The organism is Pseudomonas sp. WHRI 8519 (assembly GCF_040224055.2).
In the GTDB taxonomy this organism is placed as follows: Bacteria; Pseudomonadota; Gammaproteobacteria; order Pseudomonadales; family Pseudomonadaceae; genus Aquipseudomonas; species Aquipseudomonas putida_X.
Genome location: NZ_CP167996.1, coordinates 437,768 through 462,827 on the forward strand (window position 1 = coordinate 437,768; position 25,060 = coordinate 462,827).

The 25,060-nt window shown below is 62.8% G+C and carries 19 protein-coding genes; 7 read left to right on the forward strand and 12 right to left on the reverse strand.

The window, feature by feature from the left end:
• Positions 1–45 precede the first annotated feature (45 nt).
• Positions 46–5,577 carry a dermonecrotic toxin domain-containing protein gene (locus ABRP30_RS02050; RefSeq protein ID WP_267820452.1) on the reverse strand — a complete coding sequence of 1,844 codons (5,532 nt, stop codon included), beginning with the start codon at positions 5,575–5,577 and terminating at the stop codon, positions 46–48.
• A 203-nt stretch (positions 5,578–5,780) separates the two neighbouring features.
• On the opposite strand from ABRP30_RS02050, the gene pip reads away from it, so the two are divergent.
• From pip to ABRP30_RS02085, 7 genes are all read left to right on the forward strand, one after another.
• Positions 5,781–6,752: a prolyl aminopeptidase gene (gene pip, locus ABRP30_RS02055; protein WP_012312379.1), complete on the forward strand. Its 972-nt coding sequence runs from the start codon at positions 5,781–5,783 to the stop codon at positions 6,750–6,752.
• Positions 6,749–7,186 (forward strand): D-aminoacyl-tRNA deacylase, encoded by a 438-nt coding sequence (dtd, locus tag ABRP30_RS02060; protein ID WP_012312380.1) that lies wholly within the window; start codon positions 6,749–6,751, stop codon positions 7,184–7,186. The genes pip and dtd overlap by 4 nt, the downstream gene beginning before the upstream one ends.
• Positions 7,187–7,508: 322 nt before the next feature.
• A complete protein-coding gene (locus ABRP30_RS02065) occupies positions 7,509–9,188 on the forward strand; it encodes a glucan biosynthesis protein G (protein WP_267820456.1) in 1,680 nt (559 codons plus the stop codon).
• Complete coding sequence (gene mdoH, locus ABRP30_RS02070; RefSeq protein WP_267820458.1) at positions 9,181–11,754, forward strand: glucans biosynthesis glucosyltransferase MdoH; 2,574 nt, start codon at positions 9,181–9,183, stop codon at positions 11,752–11,754. The genes ABRP30_RS02065 and mdoH overlap by 8 nt, the downstream gene beginning before the upstream one ends.
• A 218-nt stretch (positions 11,755–11,972) precedes the next feature.
• Entirely contained in the window at positions 11,973–12,770 is a 798-nt protein-coding gene (locus ABRP30_RS02075) for a transporter substrate-binding domain-containing protein (protein ID WP_241804128.1), read from the forward strand.
• A gap of 111 nt (positions 12,771–12,881) precedes the next feature.
• Positions 12,882–13,844, forward strand: coding sequence for an amino acid ABC transporter permease (locus tag ABRP30_RS02080; RefSeq protein ID WP_241804098.1), 963 nt, complete (start codon positions 12,882–12,884; stop codon positions 13,842–13,844).
• Entirely contained in the window at positions 13,837–14,571 is a 735-nt protein-coding gene (locus ABRP30_RS02085) for an amino acid ABC transporter ATP-binding protein (RefSeq protein ID WP_241804127.1), read from the forward strand. Before ABRP30_RS02080 ends, ABRP30_RS02085 begins: the two co-directional genes overlap by 8 nt.
• A gap of 267 nt (positions 14,572–14,838) precedes the next feature.
• On the opposite strand, the gene ABRP30_RS02090 is transcribed toward ABRP30_RS02085, so the two are convergent.
• From ABRP30_RS02090 to ubiE, 11 genes are all read right to left on the reverse strand, one after another.
• Complete coding sequence (locus ABRP30_RS02090; protein WP_267820461.1) at positions 14,839–16,782, reverse strand: methyl-accepting chemotaxis protein; 1,944 nt, start codon at positions 16,780–16,782, stop codon at positions 14,839–14,841.
• 182 nt (positions 16,783–16,964) lie between these two features.
• Positions 16,965–18,881, reverse strand: coding sequence for a methyl-accepting chemotaxis protein (locus tag ABRP30_RS02095; RefSeq protein WP_267820463.1), 1,917 nt, complete (start codon positions 18,879–18,881; stop codon positions 16,965–16,967).
• A 100-nt stretch (positions 18,882–18,981) separates the two neighbouring features.
• Positions 18,982–19,689 (reverse strand): 16S rRNA (uracil(1498)-N(3))-methyltransferase, encoded by a 708-nt coding sequence (locus ABRP30_RS02100; protein WP_267820465.1) that lies wholly within the window; start codon positions 19,687–19,689, stop codon positions 18,982–18,984.
• The gene (gene tatC / locus ABRP30_RS02105; RefSeq protein ID WP_267820467.1) at positions 19,686–20,477 is read right to left on the reverse strand and encodes a twin-arginine translocase subunit TatC; all 792 of its coding nucleotides are present in this window, start codon (positions 20,475–20,477) and stop codon (positions 19,686–19,688) included. The genes ABRP30_RS02100 and tatC overlap by 4 nt, the downstream gene beginning before the upstream one ends.
• Positions 20,474–20,848, reverse strand: coding sequence for a Sec-independent protein translocase protein TatB (gene tatB / locus ABRP30_RS02110; RefSeq protein ID WP_267820469.1), 375 nt, complete (start codon positions 20,846–20,848; stop codon positions 20,474–20,476). The genes tatC and tatB overlap by 4 nt, the downstream gene beginning before the upstream one ends.
• A gap of 3 nt (positions 20,849–20,851) precedes the next feature.
• Complete coding sequence (locus ABRP30_RS02115; protein WP_241804092.1) at positions 20,852–21,124, reverse strand: twin-arginine translocase TatA/TatE family subunit; 273 nt, start codon at positions 21,122–21,124, stop codon at positions 20,852–20,854.
• 25 nt (positions 21,125–21,149) lie between these two features.
• Positions 21,150–21,485, reverse strand: coding sequence for a phosphoribosyl-ATP diphosphatase (locus tag ABRP30_RS02120; RefSeq protein WP_241804091.1), 336 nt, complete (start codon positions 21,483–21,485; stop codon positions 21,150–21,152).
• Position 21,486: 1 nt separating this feature from the next.
• Positions 21,487–21,879, reverse strand: coding sequence for a phosphoribosyl-AMP cyclohydrolase (gene hisI, locus ABRP30_RS02125; protein WP_012312393.1), 393 nt, complete (start codon positions 21,877–21,879; stop codon positions 21,487–21,489).
• Between the two features lie 73 nt (positions 21,880–21,952).
• Positions 21,953–23,572, reverse strand: a complete 1,620-nt coding sequence (ubiB, locus tag ABRP30_RS02130) for a ubiquinone biosynthesis regulatory protein kinase UbiB (RefSeq protein ID WP_241804089.1) — start codon at positions 23,570–23,572, stop codon at positions 21,953–21,955.
• Positions 23,569–24,192 (reverse strand): SCP2 domain-containing protein, encoded by a 624-nt coding sequence (locus tag ABRP30_RS02135; RefSeq protein ID WP_267820475.1) that lies wholly within the window; start codon positions 24,190–24,192, stop codon positions 23,569–23,571. Before ABRP30_RS02135 ends, ubiB begins: the two co-directional genes overlap by 4 nt.
• Positions 24,192–24,962, reverse strand: coding sequence for a bifunctional demethylmenaquinone methyltransferase/2-methoxy-6-polyprenyl-1,4-benzoquinol methylase UbiE (ubiE, locus tag ABRP30_RS02140; protein WP_012312396.1), 771 nt, complete (start codon positions 24,960–24,962; stop codon positions 24,192–24,194). Before ubiE ends, ABRP30_RS02135 begins: the two co-directional genes overlap by 1 nt.
• Positions 24,963–25,060 lie beyond the last annotated feature (98 nt).

Consider the following 25,060-nt stretch of genomic DNA (forward strand, 5'->3'; position numbering starts at 1 on the left):
GGGCCTGGCCGGGTGAAGGCCCTCGCAGTTCGTTTCAGGGGGTGATCATTCGGGCCGGCCCTGCATCCGGGTCAGTTCCTGAAGCAGCTCCAGCTCCTGATGTTCTTTAGCGTCTTGCAGGTTTTGCTGCAGTGCCAGCTCCTCCGTCAGCGGCAGGTCGAGTGCAGCCAGTTCGAGCACCTGCTCGCCATAGCGTTGCTCTATTTCGGCAAAACGGCCGGGGTATTCAGCGCGCAATCGGCGGGTCCAGTCATCGTTCGCCAGCATGTACTGGATGAACGCATCACTGTTTTCCTTTTGCCTGACGCGCTCCAGGACACTGGAGATCTCGCCCGGTGCCAGCATGGCCGCGCCGCGAAAACGCATACTGTCAGCAATCGGCAGGTCCAGCTCCCGGGCCAGCTCCCGGCGGTAGGCCAGGCGTACCGAGACCCGGTCACCTTGCCCGGTCCGGCTGTTGGCCAGCAGTTCCAGCTGGCCGATCCGGTACAGTTGAAGCAGGCGCCGATACAAGGCCGGCAAGGAGTCGCCCGCGTCGGTGAGGATGCGGTTGGACATCAGGTACAGCTCGATATTGTTGAATTCCTGAAGTGCGCCGTCATGGCAGGTCTGCGAGCCGGTTACCGGGTCGGGCAAGGCCGCCGCAGCGATGCTGCTCATGGTGGGCAGCTCATGCTCATGGGTTGCCGCAATCACCAGCATGATGCGCACGCGCTCGCAGAACGCGGCTTGCGAGGTAGGGTCGAGGTACGGCGCCGCATTGCGCAAGCGGCCCGCGAGGGCCAACAGGTTCTGGCCATTTTCGAGTGTCTGCAGCCTTTGCCAGCAGTCGCTCAGGGCTTCGTTCTGCGCTTGGTTGCCAAGCGCCCAATCCTCCAGCCTTGGTGAGTCATCGCCAGCGAAGGGCACTGGGAAGTGAGGATGATCGAGGAGTGAGCCCTCATCGGACGATTCAATCAGGATCAGGTTGTCGGGAATGTCGAGGGCGAAGGACAGGCTGTGCTGGCTGTCGGAGAACGTGCGCACCCGTTGGATCGTATCTTCTGACAACGGGTTGTCGAACATCGAAATCGACGAGATCGGCATCGGGTTGTGGATGTTTTCCAGAATATGGTTGGGCAGCTCCGAGATATGGTTGGAGCTCAAATCCAGCAGCTCCAATGGCAGCAGGGCGTCGCACCAGGCTGGCCAGGCCTGCAGGTTCATGTTGGTCAGGCTCAGGGATGTCAGGTTCGCTGAGAGGTTGGCGGGTATCTGGGTAATGGCACCGATCTGGTTACCCGACAGGTCCAGCGACGAAAGTTGCGGCAAACGGGCGAAGGCTTCGATCATGGCCTGGTCGATTTCCAGGCCCATGTTGCGAAATTCCAAGTGCGCGAGTCGCTGCAACCGTACCAGGGCCGACGGCAGCGAGGGCATTGGCGCTACGTGCGCTTCGACGGTCAGCCGGGTGATATTGGGGAAGCGCCCCAGCAGTTCGTTGAGCTGGGCGGTTGAGCCACTGACGCGGGTCAGCGTCAAGGCAGTCACGCGTTCACCGAAGAAGGCCGGCAGCCGTCTCGGGAAGTGCTCCAGTGCCACATTTTCAAGCTGCAGCCGAAGGTACTGCAAACCCTGCTCCTGCCGGGACCAGAATTCGGTGATCGCCACTTCGATGCGTTGCCGGTCTTCGAGCACCGCTTGGGTCAGCGGGGCGTTGGAACTGGAAGCTTGCGCCCAGCCTTCGATCGCCTCGCGCAGTTGCTGGCGCTCATTCTGGATGCGTTCGAGCCGTTGGGTCAGCTCGGGGGAGTGATCCACATTGACCTGCACATTCATCCGGTTCTCGCTCAGTAGCAGGCGCTGCAGGTGGGTTTCGTTGATCTCGTTACCCTCCAGCGAAAGGCTCGATGGGCGCTGGATCGCTTCTGCCTCATTGAGCAGGAACGAGGGCAGCGACCGGAGGTTGTTGTCACGCAGCGAAACGTGAGCGATTCGCTCCAGGGCGTCACTGCCCAGCCCGATCGGCCATTGATGCAGTTGCATGGCGTTCAGGCCGAGGTAGTCCAGCGAAAACTCATGGAAGCTGGGGCTGTCGCGCTGCGCGAAACGATTGCCGCTCAGGTCCAGGTACCTGAGCAGTGGCAACTGGGCCAGTTGGTTCATGTCGTTGGAGGTGAGTGCGACGTTCTGGTTGATGAACCTCAGCGCCCGCAGGCCAGGCAAGTGCTCGGTGATGGTGGGGATACTGAAAATGAAAGAGGACGGTGTAATGCTGGGGTCGTAGGCCCGGCTGATCTCCAGCGATTCAAGTTGCGGAACCTGCCTGAGCAGGCGTTGCAGCAAGCGTTCGTTCTGCGCCCAACCGGCGAGGGTGCCTGATGGCAGGTCGTAAAGCCGCAACCTGCGAATATTCGAGGTGAAGAATGCCGGCAGGGTCATGGGGATATCGGCCAGGGGCACCTGCTCCAGGCTCAGCTCGCTGGTGTGGCTGTCCCCCTCGACCAACGCCGTGTCGTACCAGTGCTGCATGATGGCTTGCCGCAGGGCACTGTATTGCTGCGCGGCCTGATCGGACGCAGTTGAAATCCCCTCGTTCCAGTCGTCCAGCCGGCTTTGCATCTCTATGCGTTGATCCACCAGTTGCTGCAGCCGTCCAAGCACTTGCTGTGGGTTACGGCCACCGCCGGCGATGATCATCAGAATCTGATCCGCCGATCTGGGGGTGTGTTCGGCGAGCCCTGTGGCGTTGACCGCCTCAAGCAGGGCCTGGCGGCTGACAATGGGGGCTGTCGGCAGGCCACCACTCAACGGGTAGCCAATACGTCCGTTGGCGAGCCGCATGGGGGAGCGGTAACCTGGCCGTACAGGTTGCATGCCCAGCACCTGCCTGAGCGAGGTACGTGACAACAGGGGGCCTTCCTGCAACCGCAGGCGTAAATCAGCCCCGTCCACAATGCCCACTTGGGCCATCGCCTGGGGCAGCGCGGCATATAACGCCGTACACAGATCGCCATAAACGGCGACCGGCGTTTGCGCCCCTGCCTCAGCGTGGACGATGTAACCTGCCTCGGCGCTGGTAATCACCGTGAAAGACCGTGCATCCGTTGGCCCCACCCTTTCGCGATGAGCAGGCCAGAAGCGGTGCTGGCGAAGTTCGAGGTTGATGTCAGCGGGCCAGCCAGGCAGCCGTTCGAGTGAATGCATGATCAGCCGGTCGGTGTCGCCGTTGCGAACGCTGGCGAGGAACAGCCCTTCGTAGGCCCGGGCAAGGCGTACCTGCTGCTGGAAGACGCGTATTTCTTCAGCCAGGCGCAGAGGCAGCTTGCCCGAGCCGAGTGCTGCCAGTTCGCCGCTGGTGGCGTTTCGCAACACCTCATCGGTGATTGCTGCGGGCACGTTCGGATAGACCCTCTGAATGACTGCCGCGCCGCTAGCCTGGCTGGCGGGGAGCCGCGCGTAGGCACGTTCGAGCTCGGTGGGCCATCGGCTCCTGTCAGGCAACTGACGGACAGCCTGGTCCAGCCTGAAGCGGGTCAGGGTGTCCTCAAGCAGGGCAGGCAACCGCTGGTTTTCGGTCAGGACATGGCGCAGCACGTTTTCATGTACATCGCAGACACGCAGTATCTGCAAGGCTGTTTCTTCTGAGAATTGCTCGCTCGCAAGGCCCATGCGTTGCACCAGGGTCGTCATTGGCCATTGCAGAGGGTGCTCCAGGGGCAACAACCAGGCGCCGGCGCCGTTATGGCGAAGCGCAGGCTCGTGCGCAACAGGCCTGGCCGGGTGCACCAGGCGGTATTGGTCAGTGGCCGCAGTGGGCCTGACGATGTACTGGTTACCCTGCACGACAAGCCAGCGCTTGCCTTGATAGTGAAGCAAGCCATGTTCGTCGGGTTCCAGGTTTGCGGGCAGCACCTGGGGGCTGCGGTACGGCGTCAGGTCGGGCTTCCACAGGCGGGCCTCACCATTGGGTAATTCGACAGTTTCCAGCGCTTCGATGAAGGAGGGCGTTTCCACGGGGATCCGTTCCACCTCCGGTTCCTCTCCCGGCCCGCCTGCAGCACCTTCCCCTGGGTTCTTCAGTGCCTTGGCTGCGGCAGAGAGCGCCGCCATGAGCGCCACGTTCTCGACAACATCGACCAGATACCCGTAGGCCGCATCACGTTCATCGTTTTTCCACGCATCGATGCCTTCGTACACCTCGCAGGCCAGCTGTGTCAGGCATACGGCCAGCATCGCCTCGCCCAGGCCCGGGACGAAAAAGCCTGCGATGTTCAAGCCCGTCAGTACGCGCCCGGCAATCAACTGCCGGTGGGCGAGAGCGGTACGTCGATCGACGATCGCTGTTGGTATCGCGTGGAAAAGCACATCCTTTTCGTGGCGCTCGGCTTTCTGGAAGGCCATCACACCCTCGAATGCATGACGAAACGGTTGCGCGACCGGGTACAGCGTTGCATGCGGGTCCGGCACTCGCTCATGCAGGCCGCGGACACTCCAGCCGATGGGGGCCAGGCGGTCCTTGAGGCGCGCGATCACCGGGCCTTTGTCGCGGTCGGCTATATGCCTGTCCAGGTAAGCGATGTTCGCCCTCAGTCGACCGCTCAGGTCGGCCTTCAAGGCTTCCAGGGAGGCGAATTCCTTGAGCGGCGTTTCGTTGTCATCAGGGATGTACAGCGCCACGGTGTCTTGGGCCGACGTTCGCAAGGTGATGAGCGCGACGCCGGTGAGTTCGGCTTCCCACAGTGTGAGCAGGCTGAAAGCGATCGCCGGTCCTGCAGATTCGGCTGGGAGCCTGTCGAGGGGGGTGGCAAGGGCGGTGGTGTACAGCACCTCGCTGATATCGCCCTTGAGGCGGGCGAAATGCAGGGATTGCCTGAATGCCGATACCTCGGCGCGGCCCAGGGTTCGATACACGTTCAGCGCAGCTTCGTCGGCGCTCAGCTGTGCTGTGGCGTGGGGATAGTAGATGGCGTGAACCTTGTCGTGGTATTTGCGGCCCAGGTCCAGGTCACGGCACAGCTCGGCAAACGCCTCTGCCTCGATGTTCAGGGTATTGGTGATGGGCACTGTGCCCATGAAGCGCCGGTGATCGACGATGACGGACTTCTTCAGTGGCCCGCCCTCTGCATCCATCCCATGCTTGACGGCGGCGGCAGCATCGAAGTTGTGCAGGGCGCAGTGCAGCAGCGAGCGGGTGGCGCGGTCGATGGCCTGACGGCTGTCGATGGCGTTGGCGATGTCGATAAGGCGTGCATCCACCAGGTAGCAGTTCTGCACATCGACGGTCAGGCCAAACCGTTCGCTGATCGCCTCTGACAGTTGCTGGCTGGCGTAGGACTGCAGCTCGGGAAGCGCTTCAAACAGCCTGCGCACCTGTGCCGCGTGGTCGCGGTGGCGCGCATGTTCGTCACGCCAGGCGTTGCCGATGTCCGGCATTTGCAGGATCGCCGTGGCCAGCCAGGTGGGGGCCTGCTCCCCGTCGCGCATTGCGCGCAGGGTGTCGGGGGAGGCTGACTTCAGCCACGCGGGGATTTTCTGCTCGATGGTGGCGTATGGGGTACCCGGTGGGGGGGTGGTCTTGCCGGTTGGGCTAGGCATCGTGAGGTCCATTGCAGGAAACGGGACAAGGGACTATGGCGAGTGGAAAAGCCTCGATGGGGTAGATAAATCTGGTGGGGTGTCAGCGCAGTGGCAGAGGCATGGCAGGCTTGTGCGGGGGAGTTGTCTTCAGATACATGCTCAAAGCGCAATTCAGGTTTATGATGCCCAACGGCAGACTAAATCCTCACACGGAGTGCGCAATGCAGACCCTCTACCCGCAGATCAAACCCTACGCCCGGCACGATCTGGCCGTGGAAGCGCCGCATGTGCTTTATGTCGATGAAAGCGGCTCGCCTGAAGGTCTGCCGGTGGTGTTCATCCACGGTGGCCCGGGCGCGGGTTGCGATGCCCAGAGCCGTTGCTACTTCGACCCCAACCTGTACCGCATCATCACGTTCGACCAGCGCGGCTGTGGCCGTTCCACCCCGCATGCAAGCCTGGAGAACAACACCACCTGGCACCTGGTCGAAGACCTGGAGCGCATTCGCGAGCATCTGGGCATCGACAAGTGGGTACTGTTCGGCGGCTCCTGGGGCTCTACCCTGGCCCTGGCCTATGCCCAGACCCACCCCGAGCGGGTTCACGGCCTGATCCTGCGCGGTATCTTCCTGTGCCGCCCGCAAGAGATCGAGTGGTTCTATCAGGAGGGCGCCAGCCGCCTGTTCCCCGATTACTGGCAGGACTACATCGCGCCGATTCCGCCGGATGAGCGTAATGACCTGGTCAAGGCATTCCACAAGCGCCTGACCGGCAACGACCAGATCGCCCAGATGCATGCCGCCAAGGCGTGGTCCACCTGGGAGGGCCGCACTGCCACCCTGCGCCCCAACCCGCTGGTGATCGACCGCTTCTCCGAGCCGCAGCGCGCCTTGTCGATCGCCCGGATCGAATGCCACTACTTCATGAACAACGCGTTCCTCGCACCCGACCAGTTGATCCGGGACATGCCCAAGATCGCCCACCTGCCCGCCGTGATCGTGCATGGCCGCTATGATGTGATTTGCCCGCTGGACAACGCCTGGGCATTGCACCAGGCATGGCCCAACAGCGAGCTGAAGGTGATCCGCGACGCCGGCCATGCGGCGTCCGAGCCGGGGATCACCGATGCGCTGGTGCGGGCCGCCGATCAGATGGCACGTCGCCTGCTCGACCTGCCCCTGGAAGAAGCATGAAGGGGCTGCTGCAGCGTGTGCGCGGCGCGCGGGTAGAGGTGGCGGGTGAAATTGTCGGCGCCATCGACCAGGGCTTGCTGGTGCTGGTGGCGGTAGAGCCTGAAGATACCCGTGAACAGGCCGATAAACTGTTGCACAAGTTGCTCAACTACCGCGTGTTCAGCGATGAGCAGGGCAAGATGAACCTGTCCCTCAAGGATGTGGGCGGCGGTTTGCTGCTGGTGTCGCAGTTCACGTTGGCGGCGGACACCCGCAGCGGCATGCGTCCGAGCTTCTCGACGGCTGCACCGCCAGCGCTCGGTGCCGAACTGTTCGACTATCTTTTGCAGCAAGCCCAGGGCCAGCATGCCGATGTGGCGAGCGGCCGATTCGGTGCCGACATGCAGGTTCACCTGGTCAATGATGGCCCTGTGACTTTTCTGTTACAAATATGAATGAAAAAACGGCCTTGGTTGTGCGAAACAAGGGGTTTTGTACGATAAATAGTTGATCCAGCCTGATGCGTTGTAACGCATCCTGCTGGATAATCGCGCGCTGTTAAGGCCTGCGTTCGCAGGTTCGTTTTACTCTGACTCGAGCATTGTCTGGAACCGTTTGGGGAATCATTACGCCCTCACGGGGTCCGAACAGTGCTCGCCAACCCGGCATTTGTCGCTGGCCGTTGGTTTCATGATCTGTTTTCGGCGAGGGTTGCTCGTGATTGTTAGTCCCCATAAAGCATCTAGAATCCCCGGCAATCGGCTGCGCAAGGCCCTGATGGCCAGTGCGGCACTGGTCGGCCTGATGAGCGCGGGCCACCTGTGGGCATTCAATCTTGACGATGTTGCAGCCAAGGCAAAGGATCTCGCCGGCCAGAAGTACGAAGCACCGAAAAGCAATCTGCCGGCAGTGTTCCGCGACATGAAATTCGCGGATTACCAGAAGATTCACTTCCTGCAGGAAAAGGCCGAGTGGGCCAAGGACAAGACGCCGTTCAAGCTGTCCTTCTACCACCAGGGCATGCACTTCGACACACCGGTGAAAATCAACGAAGTCACCGCCACCTCCGTCGAGGAAATCAAGTACGACCCGAGCCGTTTCGAGTTCGGTGACGTGCCGCACGACCCTGAAACCACCAAGAACCTCGGCTACGCCGGTTTCCGCGTGCTTTACCCGATCAACAAGGCCGACAAGCAGGACGAAATCATGACCCTGCTGGGGGCCAGTTATTTCCGCGTGGTCGGCAAAGGGCATGTGTACGGCCTGTCGGCCCGTGGCCTGGCCATCGACACCGCGCTGCCTTCGGGCGAAGAGTTCCCGCGTTTCACCGAATTCTGGGTCGAAAAACCCAAGCCGGCCGACAAGCACCTGGTGATCTACGCCTTGCTGGATTCGCCGCGCTCGACCGGTGCCTACAAGCTGATCCTGCGCCCGGGCAACGATACCGTGGTCGATGTGCAGTCCCGCGTGTTCCTGCGTGACCACGTCAGCCGTCTGGGCATCGCGCCGCTGACCAGCATGTTCCTGTTCGGTCCTAACCAGCCGTCCAAGGTCATGAACTATCGCCCGGCCCTGCATGACTCCGAAGGCCTGTCGATCCACGCCGGTAACGGCGAGTGGCTGTGGCGCCCGCTGAACAACCCCAAACACCTGTCGGTAAGCAACTTCAGCGTCGAGAACCCGCGCGGTTTCGGCCTGATGCAGCGTCATCGCGAGTTCAAGGATTACGAAGACCTCGACGACAACTACCAGAAGCGTCCGAGCGCCTGGATCGAGCCTAAGGGCGATTGGGGCAAGGGCACCGTCGATCTGGTCGAGATCCCGACCGCCGACGAAACCAACGACAATATAGTTGCCTTCTGGAGCCCGGAAACCTTGCCAGAACCAGGCAAGCCGTTCGAGTACGCCTACCGCCTGCACTGGACCATCGACGAGGCGCGTTTCCAGGCCCAGGAGCTGGGTTCGGTGACCCAGACCATGCGTTCCACCGGTGACGTCAAGCAGTCCAACCTGATCCGTCAACCAGACGGCAGCGTGGCGTTCTTGGTCGACTTCGCCGGCCCGGCCTTGGCCGCCCTGCCGGAAGACGCGGCGGTACGCAGCCAGATCAGCGTCGGCGACAACGCTGAGGTGGTCGAGAACAATCTGCGCTATAACCCAGAGACCAAGGGCTGGCGCCTGACCCTGCGGATGAAGATCAAGGAGGCCAACAAGGCTACCGAGATGCGTGCCGCACTGGTTCGTGACGTTCCGGTCGAGGCGGCCAAGCCTGCCGAAGAAGCCAAGCAGGACAAGGCCGCGACCAAGCATGGCAAGGCTGAAAAAACTGCCAAGGCCGAGCAACCTGCCAAGGCTGAACAACCTGCCGCCGACGCGGCATCCACCAACGGGGCCCCGGCCACCACTGAACAAGTGCTGACCGAGACCTGGAGCTATCAGTTGCCTGCCGATGAGTAACTCAAGCGCAAGGCCGGAATCGCTTGGCGAGTACCTGGCCCACCTCCCACTGAGCGATGAGCAGCGCGCGGAACTCGCCAGCTGTACCTCGTTCAGTGAGCTGCACCAACGCCTGGCGGGCAATGCGCCCGCCACCACCCACGAGGCCGTGCAGGCCTCGGTGGGCCCGCGCCTGACGGTGGGCAGCGCCGCCGAACTGGAAGACGCCGAGATGCTCGGCGTCGACGGCAGCGGCCGGCTCTGCCTGAAGATCGCACCGCCGATCAAGCGCACCCGGGTTGTGCCCGAGCCCTGGCGTACCAATGTGCTGATCCGCGTGTGGCGGCGCATGACCGGCCGCACCAATGCGCCGCAGCCGCCCAAGCGCGAGCTGCCTCCGGCGCGCTGGCGCACGGTCGGCTCGATCCGCCGCTATATCCTGCTGACCCTCATGATCGGCCAGACCCTCGTCGCCGGCTGGTACATGAAGGGCATCCTGCCGTACCAGGGCTGGTCGTTCGTCGACCTCGACGAAGTGGTCAACCAGCCGCTGTGGGACACCGTCGTGCAGGTCTGGCCTTATGCCTTGCAGACCTCCATCCTGATCCTCTTCGGCATCCTCTTCTGCTGGGTGTCGGCGGGCTTCTGGACCGCGCTGATGGGCTTCCTCGAGCTGCTCACCGGGCGTGACAAATACCGTATCTCCGGCAGCAGTGCCGGCAGTGAGCCGATCGCTCCTGAAGCACGTACGGCGTTGGTGATGCCTATTTGCAACGAAGACGTGCCGCGCGTGTTCGCAGGGCTGCGGGCGACCTTTGAATCGGTCGCAGCCAGCGGCAACCTCGACCGTTTCGATTTCTTCGTGCTCAGCGATACCAACGACACGGACATCGCCGTGGCAGAGCAACAGGCCTGGCTGGACGTTTGCCGCGAGACCAAAGGTTTCGGCCGCATCTTCTACCGCCGCCGCCGCCGCCGTGTGAAGCGCAAGAGCGGTAACCTCGACGACTTCTGCCGTCGCTGGGGGGGCGAATACAAGTACATGGTCGTGCTCGACGCCGACAGCGTCATGAGTGGCGAGTGCCTGAGCAGCCTGGTACGCCTGATGGAGGCCAATCCGGACGCCGGCATCATCCAGACCGCGCCCAAGGCGTCGGGCATGGACACGCTGTACGCGCGCATGCAGCAGTTCGCCACCCGAGTGTACGGCCCGCTGTTCACCGCCGGCCTGCACTTCTGGCAGCTGGGCGAGTCACACTATTGGGGCCATAACGCGATCATCCGCATGAAGCCGTTCATCGAGCACTGCGCCTTGGCGCCGTTGCCCGGCAAGGGCGCCTTCGCCGGCGCGATCCTCTCCCACGACTTCGTCGAAGCGGCGCTGATGCGCCGTGCGGGCTGGGGCGTGTGGATTGCCTATGATCTGCCGGGCAGCTATGAAGAGCTGCCGCCGAACCTGCTTGACGAGCTCAAGCGGGACCGCCGCTGGTGCCATGGCAACCTGATGAACTTCCGCCTGTTCCTGGTCAAGGGCATGCACCCGGTGCACCGTGCGGTGTTCCTCACCGGCGTGATGTCTTACCTGTCGGCGCCGCTGTGGTTCTTCTTCCTGGTGTTGTCGACCGCGCTGCTGGCCACCAACACGCTGATGGAGCCGCAATACTTCATCGAGCCGTACCAGCTTTATCCGCTGTGGCCGCAGTGGCACCCGGAGAAGGCCGTGGCGCTGTTCTCCACCACCATCGTGCTGCTGTTCCTGCCCAAGCTGCTCAGTATCATCCTGATCTGGGCCAAGGGCGCGGTCGAGTTCGGTGGGCGGGTCAAGGTCACCTTGTCGATGCTGATGGAGATGCTGTTCTCCATGCTGCTGGCGCCAGTGCGGATGATCTTCCACACCCGGTTCGTGTTGGCCGCATTCCTTGGCTGGGCTGCTACCTGGAACTCGCCGCAGCGCGACGACGATTCGACCCCGTGGAGCGAGGCGGTACGTCGCCATGGCCCGCAAACCCTGCTGGGTATCGCCTGGGCGGCGTTGGTGGCGTGGCTGAACCCAAGCTTCCTGTGGTGGCTGGCACCGATCGTCGGTTCGCTGGTGCTGTCGATCCCCGTTTCGGTGATCTCCAGCCGTACACGCCTGGGCCTGGCAGCCAAGGACGAGAAGCTGTTCCTGATCCCTGAGGAGTACGCAACGCCCCAGGAGCTGCTCGCCACCGACCAGTACACCCACGAGAATCGCTGGCATGCCCTGCACGACGGCTTCGTCCGCGCTGTGGTCGACCCGCGGCAGAACGCCCTGGCCTGTGCCATGGCCACTGCCCGTCATGGCCAGTCGGCAGCGATCGAGGCGATGCGTGCCGAGCGCCTTGCCAAGGCGATAGAGGCTGGGCCCAAAGGCCTGGACCTGGGTACTCGCCTCGCCGTGCTGAGCGACCCGGTCGCCTTGGCACGCCTGCATGCTCAGGTGTGGGCAGAGCACAATGCGGCCTGGATCGACGCGTGGCGTGCATCGATCAACAACGACCCGCATTCGCCGTTGCTGCCCTTGCACCCGGCGAACGAGGCTCAACCTAGCCTGGTTGGCGCCTGACCGACCCTGGGCCGCCATGCGGCCCTTTCGCCGGCTTGCCGGCGGAAGGGTTTTCCTATCTTCCTCACACCCTTCGGATTTTGGCCAACAAAGTCCCCGCCGGCTCTAGGTCCCAGGGCCGCCATGCGTTAGCATCCCTCTCCGAAAAGCCATGCCGGCCGGTACGGCCGTGCCAACAATAAGATTCGCTACTTTTCTTGCTAGGGGACTTGGTGATGATGAAGAAATACCTTTCGCGGCTGCTGGTCGGCGTCACGGCGCTGGTCGCGGTGGCCTCGGCCCAGGCCGGTGCCATCGACGATGCCGTCAAGCGCGGTACCTTGCGGGTGGGCATGGACCCGACCTACATGCCGTTCCAGATGACCAACAAGCGCGGCGAAATCATTGGCTTCGAAGTGGATCTGCTCAAGGCCATGGCCAAATCCATGGGCGTGAAGCTGGAGACCGTCTCCACCGCCTATGACGGCATCATCCCGGCCCTGCTGACCGACAAGTTCGACATGATCGGCAGCGGCATGACCCTGACCCAGGAACGCAACCTGCGCCTGAACTTCAGCGAACCCTTCATCGTGGTTGGCCAGACCCTGCTGATCCGCAAGGAGCTGGCTGGCGAGATCAAGTCGTACAAAGACCTGAACAACGAGAAGTACCGCATCACTTCCAAGCTCGGCACCACCGGCGAGATGGTCGCCAAGAAACTGATCGCCAAGGCCAAGTACCACGGCTACGACAACGAGCAGGAAGCGGTGATGGACGTAGTCAGCGGCAAGGCCGATGCCTTCGTCTACGATGCGCCGTACAACGTAGTGGCGGTCGACAAGGCCGGTGCCGGCAAGCTGCTGTTCCTCGACGAGCCCTTCACCTACGAGCCCCTGGCTTTCGGCTTGAAGAAAGGCGACTACGACAGCATCAACTTCATCAATAACTTCCTGCACCAGATCAAGCATGACGGGACCTACGATCGTATCCACGACAAGTGGTTCAAGAACAAGGACTGGCTGAAGGAAATGGAATAAGAAGCAGCTTCAAGCCGCAAGCTGCAAGCTGCAGGAGGAGGTCGGCCCATACGCGGTCTGCTTGCTCTTGCAGCTTGTGGCTTGCGGCTTGCCGCTTTCTGGAGTAACCACGTGATCAAACACAAGAAAGCCCAATGGCCCTGGCATGCGCTGACTGCGCTGGTCCTTGGGGGCTTGGCGATCAGCCTGTACCTGGCCACCTCGATGATTTCCTACGAGTGGCGCTGGAACCGCGTACCCCAATACTTTGCCTACCAGGCCGAGGACGTGCAGCGTGCCAGCGATTACGGCACGGTGCAGGACATTGTCGTCTCCGGCGATAGCGCCCGCGTTACCCTCAAGGATGAGCGCGGTGGTGAGCAGGTGCTCGAGGTGGCCAAGGACAGCCTGCAACTGAGCCGCGGTGACGATGTGGCCGAAGGTGATCAGGTCGGCGTCACCCGTCACTGGGCTGCAGGCCCACTGGCCTGGGGCCTGTGGACCACCTTGTGGATCTCGGTGGTGTCCGGTGCGCTCGGCCTGGTGATCGGCCTGTTCGCCGGGTTGTGCCGGTTGTCGAACAACCCGACCCTGCGTGACCTGTCGACCGTGTATGTCGAACTGGTGCGCGGCACGCCGCTGCTGGTGCAGATTTTCATCTTCTACTTCTTCATCGGTACCGTGCTCAACCTGTCCCGGGAGTTCGCCGGGGTGGCGGCGCTGGCGCTGTTCACCGGTGCTTACGTGGCCGAGATCGTGCGTGCCGGCGTGCAGTCGATCGCCAAAGGGCAGAACGAGGCCGCCCGCTCGCTGGGCCTGAACGCCAGCCAGTCGATGCGCCATGTGATCCTGCCGCAGGCCTTCAAGCGCGTGCTGCCTCCCCTGGCCGGGCAGTTCATCAGCCTGGTCAAGGACACCTCGCTGGTCTCGGTGATCGCTATCACCGAACTGACCAAGAGCGGCCGTGAGGCCATCACCACTTCGTTCTCGACATTCGAGATCTGGTTCTGCGTGGCAGGCCTGTACCTGCTGATCAACCTGCCGCTGTCGCATTTGGCCAGCCGGCTCGAGCGGAGGCTTGCGCAAAGTGATTGAAGTCCGTGACCTTTTGAAGGTATTCGACACCCGAGGCCAGGTGGTGCGTGCGGTGGACAACGTCACCACCCAGGTGGCGAAGGGTGAAGTGGTGGTGGTGCTGGGCCCGTCGGGGTCCGGCAAGTCGACCTTCCTGCGCTGCCTCAACGGGCTGGAGCATTTCGACGAGGGCCATGTGGCCATCAACGGGTTGCGCTTGGAAGACCCGAAGACCGACATCAACGCCTACCGCCGGGAAGTCGGCATGGTGTTTCAGCATTTCAACCTGTTCCCGCACATGACGGTGCTGGAAAACCTGTGCCTGGCGCAGAAGGTCGTGCGCAAGCGTGGCAAGGCCGAGCGTGAGGCCAAGGCGCGGGCGTTGCTGGAAAAGGTGGGCATCTCGGAGAAGGCCAATGAGTTCCCTTCGCGGCTTTCCGGTGGTCAGCAGCAACGGGTGGCGATTGCCCGTGCGCTGGCGATGGAGCCGAAGGTGATGCTGTTCGACGAGCCAACCTCGGCGCTGGACCCGGAGATGGTCGGTGAGGTGCTGGACGTGATGAAGACTTTGGCCCAGGAAGGCATGACCATGGTCTGCGTGACGCATGAGATGGGCTTTGCCAGGGAAGTGGCTGACCGCGTACTGTTCTTCGATCACGGCAAACTGCTGGAAGACTCGCCGCCCGCGGCGTTCTTTGCCTCACCTAAGGATCCCCGCGCCCAGACCTTCCTGCGCCAAGTGCTCTGAGAGCAGCTGCAAGCTGCGAGCTATAAGCCACAAGCTGCAAGCTACAGGCTACAAGCTGAGCTGTGATGGCCGGTTCACCGCGTTCGGCCTTAGCGTGAAGCTACAAGCTACAAGCTACAAGCTACAAGCTACAAGCTACAAGCCGAGCGGTGATGGCCGGTCCACCGCGTTCGGCTTTAGCTTGCAGCTTGCAGCTTGCAGCTTGCAGCTTGCAGCTTGCAGCTTGCAGCTTGCAGCTTGCAGCTTGCAGCTTGCAGCTTGCAGCTCTCAAAGGCTGAAACGGCCGACCATGCCTCGCAGCTGCTGTCCTAGCTGCTCGAGCTCGCCGCTTGAGGCTGCCGTTTGTTCACTGGCTGCACTGGTCTGGTCCGACGCGTCGCGCACGCTGATGACGCTGCGGTTTATTTGCTCGGCCACCACACTCTGCTCCTCGCTGGCCGTGGCAATCTGCTGGTTCATGCCTTGGATGCTCGACACCGTATCGGTGATCTGGCTCAACGCATCCCCCGCCTTGCGGCTCAGCTCGACACTCTGCTCGGTCAGGCGCTTGCTGTTGTCGAGCAGGCTGGTCACCTCGTCGGTGCCGTTGTGCAAGCTTTCGATCAACTGCTCGATCTCCTCCGTCGACTGCTGCGTACGCTGGGCCAAGCCGCGCACTTCGTCAGCCACCACGGCAAAGCCACGCCCGGCCTCACCTGCTCGCGCCGCCTCGATGGCGGCGTTCAGCGCCAACAGGTTGGTTTGCTCGGAGACCGACTTGATCACGTCGAGAATGCTGCCGATGCGCTGGCTTTCGCCCGCCAGATGTTGCATCGCTGCCAGGCAATCGTCCATCTGCCTGGCCAGCTGCTCGATACGGCCTATGGCTTCAGTCACCACCTGATCACCCTGCTGGGCCTGCTGGTCGGCGTTGGTTGCCGCCAGCGAGGCTTGTTCGGCGTTCTGTGCCACTTCCTGCACCGTGGCGCTCATCTGGTTCATGGCCGTGGCAACCTGATCGGTTTCCTCGCGTTGCTGGCTGATGCGCAGTTTGGTGTCCTCGCTGCTGGCGGCCAGTTGCGTGGCGGCCTGTGACAGATGGCCGACACCCTGATCGATACCGCCGATCAGCTCGCGCAGGCTCAAGGTCATTCTCTGCATGCTGGCCTGCAACTGGCCCATTTCGTCACGACGATCTACAGACTCCACCTGGCTCAGGTCACCCCGGGCAATGCGCGCTGCCAACGCCAGGGTCTGGCGTAGCGGCTGGGTGATCTGCAAGGTGATCAGCCAGCCGGCCGCTACACCCACCAGCAGCGCCAGCAGCGCAACGCTGGTCAGCAGCGAACGGGCGGCCAGTGCTTCGCTGTCGCGCTGCTCGACCTTCCTCTGACCCAGCTCCAGGCTCACGGCACGCAGTTCGTTACCCATCTGCTCCATGTCGTTTTGCAATTGCTCGACACGCAAGGCGGCGCGGCGGTACTGCTCCAGGCTGGTGCGGTATTTCCCCAGCTCCACGCCGGGCTGGTCCATGACTGCCCGCGCAAGGCCCAAGGGGGCGAGGGCTTGGATCAGTTGAGCGAGGCTTTTGTCAGCAGCATCCAGCGCCGCCTGGCCGACCTTGCTGAAGTCCTCCAGCGGCGAGAAGGTGTACGCCGGCACCAGGCTTTGCTGGTTGGCGCCGTCCACGTGCCGGGTGAGGCTGTCCATCAGGCCCAGCAGGCCACTTTGCTGGCTGTCGGCAGGCATCTTCAGCAAGGCCTGGGTTTCCAGTTCGTCGATCACAGCGTTGAGCTTCTGCTCTTGCGCCTGCATGGCCTCGCGCAAGCCACGCCGGCTTTCAACGGTGCGTTGCAAAGTGGCGAAATTGTCCTGAAGGCGCTGCAGCAATTGCAGCTTCTGAGTCAGCATCTGGCGTGATTCATCGACGCTGCTGCGTTGCTGCAGCGCGCTCAGCCCGGCGTCGAGCTGTTGCAGGATGCGGCTGATCTGCGCCTTGCTGGCATCATCGGCCAACACCCTGTAGGTGATGCGCTCGGCGCGCAGGTCCTTGACCAGATCATTGATCTGGCCAATTTCGCTGAGCTGCTCGGAGCGCGTAATTGCGCCGTCCAGGGCGCGCCAGCCGCTGACGGCAGTGGCCACGGTGAGCAGCAGTACCACGGCAAAACCCAGAGCGAGTTTGGCGCCGACGCTGATGTTGCCAATCCTGCGGTTGAGGTAGCCGAACATGGCAAGTCTCCATCCAGTTGAGTAGGGGAGCCATGCCGGCGTTTTACTGGCATGACACCCCTGCCCATCGGCGGAAGGCTTGTAGGACTTGACCTGAGAATTGGGTAGGAAATTTCAGCAGCGCGCTTGGGAATTCACACTGGCCCCACGGCCGACTCGCCGGCGATGGGGCCAGTACGGGTTTACAGCCTGAAGCGCCTTACCAGGTCTTGCAGGTGGGTGCCCAGCCGCGCGAGCTCGACACTGGAGCTGGCCGTCTCCTCGCTCGCCGCCGAGGTCTGGTCGGAGATATCCCGCACATTGATCACGCTGCGGTTGATCTCCTCAGCGGTTGCACTTTGCTGTTCAGCGGCGGTGGCAATCTGCTGGTTCATCGCCTGGATCGACGATACGGTCCGGGTGATGGTCTCCAGCGAAGTGCCCGCGCGGCGGGTCAGCTCGACGCTGCTGTCGGTGAGCTGGCGGCTGGCGTCCATCACGCTGGCCACTCGCTGGGTCCCGCTTTGCAAGCCGGCAATCAGCTCTTCGATCTCTTCGGTGGACTGCTGGGTACGCTGCGCCAGGCTGCGCACTTCGTCGGCGACCACGGCAAAGCCGCGTCCGGCCTCACCGGCCCGCGCCGCTTCGATGGCCGCATTCAGCGCCAGCAGGTTGGTCTGCTGGGCCACCGACTTGATCACATCCAGCACGCTGCCGATCTTGTCGCTTTCGGCCTTGAGCTGGTTCATCGCCTCGCTGGAGTTGACCACTTCACCGGCCAGGCGCTCGATTTGCGCCACGGCTTCACTGACCACCCGATCACCTTCACGCGCCTGTTGGTCGGCCATCAGGGCCGCTTCCGAGGCTTGCTCAGCGTTGCGTGCCACCTCATGCACGGTGGCCGCCATTTCGTTCATGGCGGTGGCCACCTGGTCGGTTTCGACCTTCTGGTTGCTGACCCCGGCGCTGGTCTGTTCGGTTACCGCCGAAAGCTCTTCGGCGGCGCTGGCGATCTGCGTGACACCGTCACCGATACCCCCTATCAGTTCACGCAGGCCTTGGGTCATGCGCTGCATGCTGGCCTGCAACTGCCCCAGCTCGTCACGACGGGTTGCCAGAAGGTCCTGGCGCAGGTCGCCGTTGGCCACGCGCTCGGCGGCGGCCAGTGTCTGGCGCAGTGGCACGATGATCTGCCGAGTGATGGCCCAGGCCGCGATCAGGCCCAGCACCAATGCCAGTGCCGTGGCGCAGGCAAGCAGGGCCTTCGCCTGGCGCGAGCCTGCATCGCGGACTTCGGTCTGCGAAACCGTCATCTTCTGGCTGTTATCCATCAGCACGGTGCCTTGATCAGTCATCACCTGCAGGGCCTGATCACTGGCCAATTGCGCGCTACCGAACTGGTTGACCGCATCGCGGTAGGCGGCGAGGGCCGACAACGCGTCGTCGAGGCTGGCGGCATATTCGGCGGGCAGCTTGGCGGGTAGCGCCTTGAGGTTGGTCATGGCCTGGTCGATGGCGTTGAGCGCAGTCTGCTGGTAGTTCGCATCGCCACTGTAGGTGTAGCCGCGCACCTGGAAGCGTGCTTGCTGGAGCAGGGCACTGACCTCTACCGTGCTGTGATAGGGCGTGATGTCGCCGGCTTGCAGCAGGCGTTCCTGCACCTTGCTGATAAGTGCGGCTGCCTTGTCGGCGCTGTCACCCAATACGCTTCGGCTGGCTTCGCGGCGTTGCCCGGCCTGCTTGAGGTCGGCGAAAGCTTGCTGGTATTTGCGCACCGCCTCCTGCTGTTGCTGCAGGCGCTGATGATCGACGGGCTGTTCGATCTGGCCAAGCATCAGGCTGATCTGGCGGTCGAGGCTAGCGAGGGCCTTCTCCAGTTCGCCGATCGCCGCTTCGCTGCGTTCGCGCTGGTAGTGCTGCCGCGCGATGCGCAGTTCCTGGGTGCCTTGGCTGATGACCGAGATATTGCCCAGCTTGTCACCACGGTCGATGATGCTGTCCATGCCTTGCCAGCCCGTGAAGGTGATGGCCAGGGTCAGTAACAGTACCAGGCCAAAGCCCAGCCCCAATTTGCGATTGACGCTCACATTTCCCAGCGTTTCGGTAACCCATCGGAACATGTTCGACTCCCCGGTAAACTTGGCAGCACGGATTATTGTTGTGTTGCCTAGGCATCGGCCTGCGCCGTGGAAACTTGATGGGAAAAACCTGACCCGTTTGTCAGAAAATCCTTGAGAGCAAGGCTGTTACGGCGGTTTCCACACGCAGGATGCGGTCACCGAGCTGTACTGGCGCGAGCCCTGCCTTGCCCAGCAGTTCGACTTCGTACGGAATCCAGCCACCTTCGGGGCCAATGGCCAGTGTTACCGGGCCTTCGACGGCGCGCGGGCAGGCGGGGTAGGGGCCGGGGTGGCCGACCAGGCCTAAGGTGCCTTCGGCGATCGCGGGCAGGCGGTCTTCGACGAACGGTTTGAAGCGTTTTTCGATGAGCACCTCGGGCAGCACCGTGTCGCGGGCCTGTTCCAGGCCCAGTATCAGGTTGTCGCGGATGCTCTCGGGGCTGAGGAACGGCGTCTGCCAGAAGCTTTTCTCGACCTTGTAACTGTTGACCAGGATCAACCGCTGTACCCCCAGCGTGGCGACGGTCTGGAACAGCCGGCGCAGCATTTTCGGCCGTGGCACGGCAAGCACCAGCGTCAGCGGCAGCTTGGCCGGCGGCGGCTGGTCGAAGCCGACTTCAAGCTCGGCTTCGTGCTGTGCCAGGCGTACCACGGTAGCGGTGCCCATCAGGCCATTGATGCGGCCTACGCGCAGGCTGTCGCCGACCACTACGCGGTGAATTTCCTGCATATGGGTGAAGCGCCGATCGGCAAGGACGACGCGGTCGGCCGACACGAAGTCGGCCTCTTCAAGAAGCAAAAGATTCACGGCTGGGTCGCTGGCGGCTGGTCGTTATGGTCGTTTGCCGCTTCGTCTTCGGCATGGCTGCGCTTGCGGATCAGGCTGCCGCACAACACGCCGATCTCGAACAGCAGCCACATCGGCACGGCGAGCAAGGTCTGCGAGAAGATGTCGGGCGGGGTCAGGATCATGCCGACCACGAAACAGCCGATGATCACGTAGGGGCGGATTTTCTTCAGGTATTGCACGTCGACCACGCCGATCCACACCAGCAGCACCACCGCGACCGGGATCTCGAAGGCAACGCCGAAGGCGAAGAACAACGTCATGACGAAGTCCAGGTAACTGGAAATGTCGGTCATCATCGACACGCCTTCCGGCGTGGCGCTGGCGAAGAAGCCGAAGATCAACGGGAACACCAGGAAGTAGGCGAAGGCCATGCCGGCGTAGAACAGGAAGATGCTCGACACCAGCAGGGGGATGGCGATGCGCTTCTCGTGGCGATACAGGCCCGGGGCGATGAAACCCCAGATCTGCTGCAGGATGAACGGGATCGCCAGGAACAGCGAAACGATCATGGTCAGCTTGAACGGCGTCAAGAACGGCGAGGCCACGTCGGTGGCGATCATCGTGGCGTGGGCCGGCAGGTGTTCGCGCAGTGGTGCCGAGACCAAGGTGTAGATCTGCTGGGCAAAGGAGAACAACCCGGCAAAGATCAGGAAGATGGCAGCCACGCAGCGCAGCAGGCGGGTGCGCAGTTCGGTCAGGTGCGAGACCAGCGGCATGGGCTGGTCGTCTTGCGGTTTTTCGCTCATGGGGCTCGCGGCGGTTGAGACTGTTCGGGCTGCCCAGGTGCAGGGGCAGGCGCTACCGGTGCCGACGTTGGCGTGGCAACGGGCTGCTCGGTGGCCCCTGCAGCGGGTGGCGGGGCAGGCGGCGTCAGCGGGTTGAGGATGCGCTTGGCTTCCTGTTCCATCTGCATGATGTGCTCGTTGTGCAACTGGCGGCGGATGTCATCGGCGCCAATTTCGCGCTCGACTTCCATCTTGATCGAATTGAAGCTTCGTTTGAGCCGGCCGATCCACAGCCCTGCAGTACGCGCGGCACCGGGCAGGCGCTCGGGGCCGAGCACCAGCAGCGCTACCAGGCCGACGAGCAGTAACTCGCTGAAACTCATGCCGAACATGGCTCAGTCTTTCCGCTGCGGCTCTTGGACCGGCTGGGCCTGGCCCTCGATGGTCTGGCCCTGTGGTTGTTGTGCGGTGTTCTGCACGGGCGGTACCGGCTGGGCAGGCGGTGGGGTCTGCTCGGCGGGTTTGCTTTCTTCTTCGTTCATGGCTTTGCGGAAGCCCTTGATCGATTCGCCGAGGTCACTGCCGAAGTTCTTCAGCTTCTTGGTGCCGAACACCAGGACGACGACGACCAGCAGGACGATCCAGTGTTTCCAGTCAAAAATACCCATGGTGCTCTCCTAGAATGCTATTGAGTCAGGCCGAAGGCCCGCGAGCGGCCTTTTCATCGTGCCCGGACAGGCCGAAGCGGCGCTCCAGCTCATCGAGCACGGCTTGTGGATGCTGGCCCAATGCACTGAGCATGACCAGGCTATGAAACCACAGGTCGGCGGTTTCATAGATGACATCACTGTAATCCTTGCTGACCGCAGCGTCCTTGGCAGCAATGATGGTCTCGACGGACTCTTCGCCGAGCTTTTCGAGAATCTTGTTCAGGCCCTTGTGGTACAGGCTGGCGACGTAGGAGCTGTCGGGGGCCGCTTGCTTGCGTTCTTCGAGCACTTCGGCCAGGCGGTTGAGGGTGTCGCTCATGTCAGTGTCCTGCGTTGTAGATGGCATCCGGGTCTTTCAGCACCGGATCGACGGTTTTCCACTGGCCGTCTTCGAAGACGCGGTAGAAGCAGCTTTCACGGCCGGTATGGCAGGCGATATGGCCCAGTTGCTCGACCATCAGGATGATCACGTCGGCATCACAGTCCAGGCGCATTTCGTGCAGCTTCTGCACATGCCCCGATTCCTCGCCCTTGCGCCACAGCTTGCCACGCGAGCGCGACCAGTAGATGGCGCGTTGCTCGGCGGCAGTGAGTGCCAGCGATTCGCGGTTCATCCAGGCCATCATCAGTACGCGTCCGGTCTTGTGGTCCTGAGCGATCGCCGGTACCAGGCCATCGCTGTTCCACTTGATCTCGTCCAGCCACTCTTTCATCGTCGACTCCAAAACCGGGCCCGCTTCTGTGCCGGGCCCTTTGCGCTAGTGTGCCAGCCAGCAGCGCGGCTGGCTATTGGCGCACGATCAGGTAAAGGCCGGCTGCCAGCATCAGCCACGCCGGCCAGGCGGCCGGGGCGGCCAGGCTGGCGGCCTCGGCGGCGCCTGCGGCCAGCACCGCACCGCCGCCCAGCAGGCCGGCACCGAGCAGGCGCAGCGCCCAGCGGTCGCCCTGGCGACGCCGCTCGGGCAGCTGCGGGTCGTGCAGATGCGGCTGGGAAAGACGTTCGAGCAGGTCGCGGGTCATGCCGGCCAGGTGCGGCAGCTGTTCGGCCTGGCTGTACAGGTTGCCGAACATGGCCTTGGGGCTGTAGCGCTCGCGCATCCAGCGTTCCAGGAACGGTTTGGCGGTGCTCCACAGGTCAAGGTCAGGGTACAGCTGGCGGCCCAGGCCCTCGATGTTGAGCAGCGTCTTCTGCAGCAGCACCAACTGCGGCTGGACTTCCATGTTGAAGCGCCGGGCTGTCTGGAACAGGCGCATCAGCACTTGGCCGAAGGAAATGTCCTTGAGCGGTTTTTCGAAGATCGGCTCGCACACGGTACGGATGGCCGCTTCGAATTCATTGGCCTTGGTATGCGCCGGTACCCAGCCCGAGTCGATGTGCAGCTCGGCGACGCGGCGGTAGTCGCGCTTGAAGAAGGCGATCAGGTTGCGCGCCAGGTAGTCCTGGTCTTCGGCGGTGAGGCTGCCGACGATCCCGCAGTCGATGGCGATGTACTGAGGGCTCCACGGTTTGACGGTGCTGACGAAGATATTGCCGGGGTGCATGTCGGCATGGAAGAAACTGTGGCGGAACACCTGGGTGAAAAACACCTCCACACCGCGCTCGGCCAGCAGTTTCATGTCGGTGCGCTGGTCTGCCAGGGTGGCCATGTCGGTCACTGGCACGCCGTAGATGCGCTCCATCACCAGCACCTTGGGGCGGCACAGGTCCCAGTAGACCTGGGGCACGTACATCAGCTCCGAGCCTTCGAAGTTGCGCCGCAGCTGGCTGGCGTTGGCCGCCTCGCGGAGCAGGTCGAGCTCGTCGTAGATGGTTTTTTCGTAGTCGCCGACGATCTCCACCGGGTGCAGGCGACGGGCATCGGCCGAAGCCCGCTCGGCGCCCTTGGCGATCAGGAACAGCCAGGCAAGGTCCTGGGCGATCACCGGCTTGAGGCCCGGGCGCACGACCTTGACCACCACTTCCTCGCCGGTCTTCAGGCGCGCGGCATGCACCTGGGCCACCGAGGCGGAGGCCAGCGGTTCGACGTCGAAGCGGCTGAACACTTCACCCACCTTGGCGCCAAGCTGGCTTTCGATAAGCGCCACGGCTTGTTTTGGGTCGAACGGGGGTACACGGTCCTGCAGCAGCATCAGCTCATCGGCGATGTCGGTGGGCAGCAGGTCGCGGCGGGTGGACAGCAACTGGCCGAATTTGATGAATATCGGCCCCAGGTCCTGGAGCGCCAGGCGCAGACGGGCCCCCCGGCTGAGTTCGGAGTGCCCGCGAGGCAACCAGCGCCACGGCATCAGCAGGCGCAGGCTGCGCAGCCACCACGGCAGCGGTAGGTCGAAGAGCAGGTCATCGAGGCGGTAGCGGATCACCACGCGCTGGATGCGAAAGAGACGACGGACGGCGAGCAGCTTCATGCGTTATCGCTGGTATCAAGGGATCGGGAGAGGCGCTGCAGGCGCGCCTCGAGGCGTTCTGTATCGACCTTCAGGGTGTCTAGCTCGATGAAGGCAGCTTCAGCTTCGCGCTTGCCTACCAGGGTGCGCGACTCTTCGGCCAGGTACTCGGACAGGTTCTGGCTGAAGCGTGCCAGGCCTTGGCGGGTCCAGCGTGCACGCAGGCGCACGTGGCCGGCGAGCAGCGCAGTGGCGACCGGGCCGAGCCAGCGCTGCAGTTCGTGCTCCCAGTCCAGTTCCAGGTCCTGCAGTATGCCGAACAGGTCGAGCAGCACGGCAGTGTCGCCATGCAGTTCGACCTGAGGGCTATGCAGCACAGCGGTCTTGTCCTTGGCCACGGCCAGTTGCAGCAGGCTACCGGCCGGCGCGCGCAGGCTGCAGTCGACCTCGCCTTGCCAGTGTGCGGCGAGCATCAGGCCCTGTTCATCGGGCAGGATGAACACTTGCAGGGCCGGCTGGCGACAATCGATTTCGATGACCTTGCCTTCCAGCGCACCCAGCCGCGGCAATGCCGTGCTGTCCAGGCGCAGGACGCGGTTCAGGCCATGTTCGACGCTGGCGAGCAGCCCTGCCAGCAACATCAGGGCTTGATTCCCCGGTGCACGGCGACGATGCCGCTGGTCATGTTGTGGTAGGTGACCCGGTCGAAACCGGCATCGACCATCATGGCCTTGAGGGTTTCCTGGTCGGGGTGCATGCGGATCGACTCGGCGAGGTAACGATAGCTCTCGGAGTCATTGGTGATCAGCTTGCCGGCCAGGGGCATGAAGGCGAACGAGTAGGCGTCGTAGGCCTTGGACATCAGTTTGTTGGTCGGCTTGGAGAACTCCAGGATCAACAGGCGCCCGCCCGGCTTGAGCACACGCAGCATCGAGCGGATGGCCTCGTCCTTGTGGGTGACGTTGCGCAGGCCGAAGGCGATGGTCACACAGTCGAAGTGGTTGTCCGGGAATGGCAGCTTCTCGGCGTCGGCCTGGACGAACTCGATGTTGCCGGCAACACCGCGGTCGAGCAGGCGGTCGCGGCCGACCTTGAGCATCGAGTCGTTGATGTCGGCGAGTACCACCTGGCCGGTAGGGCCGACCAGGCGCGAAAACTTGGCAGCCAGATCACCCGTGCCGCCGGCGATGTCCAGCACCCGATTGCCGCTACGCACACCTGACAGCTCGATGGTGAAGCGCTTCCACAGGCGGTGCATGCCGCCGGAAAGCACATCGTTCATCAGGTCGTACTTGGCAGCCACCGAGTGGAACACTTCGGCGACTTTCTTCGCCTTCTGGCTCTCGGGCACATCCTGGTAACCGAAATGGGTGGTGGGTTCGGCGTGTTCGCCTTTGCGCTGGTCGTTCATATCGCTTCACCGGAAAAAATTATCGCCATTCTAGGGCGAATGGGCGCATTTGTCTTGGCAGGGTGTACCGTGCGGCGGGGGCGGGCATAATGCCAATT

Excerpts from the sequence above, each read along its gene's own strand:
- ABRP30_RS02050 (WP_267820452.1), bottom strand. The coding sequence starts at position 5,577 with ATGCCTAGCCCAACCGGCAAGACCACCCCCCCACCGGGTACCCCATAC.
- pip (WP_012312379.1), top strand. The coding sequence starts at position 5,781 with ATGCAGACCCTCTACCCGCAGATCAAACCCTACGCCCGGCACGATCTG.
- dtd (WP_012312380.1), top strand. The coding sequence starts at position 6,749 with ATGAAGGGGCTGCTGCAGCGTGTGCGCGGCGCGCGGGTAGAGGTGGCG.
- ABRP30_RS02065 (WP_267820456.1), top strand. The coding sequence starts at position 7,509 with ATGGCCAGTGCGGCACTGGTCGGCCTGATGAGCGCGGGCCACCTGTGG.
- mdoH (WP_267820458.1), top strand. The coding sequence starts at position 9,181 with ATGAGTAACTCAAGCGCAAGGCCGGAATCGCTTGGCGAGTACCTGGCC.
- ABRP30_RS02075 (WP_241804128.1), top strand. The coding sequence starts at position 11,973 with ATGAAGAAATACCTTTCGCGGCTGCTGGTCGGCGTCACGGCGCTGGTC.
- ABRP30_RS02090 (WP_267820461.1), bottom strand. The coding sequence starts at position 16,782 with ATGTTCGGCTACCTCAACCGCAGGATTGGCAACATCAGCGTCGGCGCC.
- ABRP30_RS02095 (WP_267820463.1), bottom strand. The coding sequence starts at position 18,881 with ATGTTCCGATGGGTTACCGAAACGCTGGGAAATGTGAGCGTCAATCGC.
- tatC (WP_267820467.1), bottom strand. The coding sequence starts at position 20,477 with ATGAGCGAAAAACCGCAAGACGACCAGCCCATGCCGCTGGTCTCGCAC.
- tatB (WP_267820469.1), bottom strand. The coding sequence starts at position 20,848 with ATGTTCGGCATGAGTTTCAGCGAGTTACTGCTCGTCGGCCTGGTAGCG.
- ABRP30_RS02115 (WP_241804092.1), bottom strand. The coding sequence starts at position 21,124 with ATGGGTATTTTTGACTGGAAACACTGGATCGTCCTGCTGGTCGTCGTC.
- ABRP30_RS02120 (WP_241804091.1), bottom strand. The coding sequence starts at position 21,485 with ATGAGCGACACCCTCAACCGCCTGGCCGAAGTGCTCGAAGAACGCAAG.
- hisI (WP_012312393.1), bottom strand. The coding sequence starts at position 21,879 with ATGAAAGAGTGGCTGGACGAGATCAAGTGGAACAGCGATGGCCTGGTA.
- ubiB (WP_241804089.1), bottom strand. The coding sequence starts at position 23,572 with ATGAAGCTGCTCGCCGTCCGTCGTCTCTTTCGCATCCAGCGCGTGGTG.
- ABRP30_RS02135 (WP_267820475.1), bottom strand. The coding sequence starts at position 24,192 with ATGTTGCTGGCAGGGCTGCTCGCCAGCGTCGAACATGGCCTGAACCGC.
- ubiE (WP_012312396.1), bottom strand. The coding sequence starts at position 24,962 with ATGAACGACCAGCGCAAAGGCGAACACGCCGAACCCACCACCCATTTC.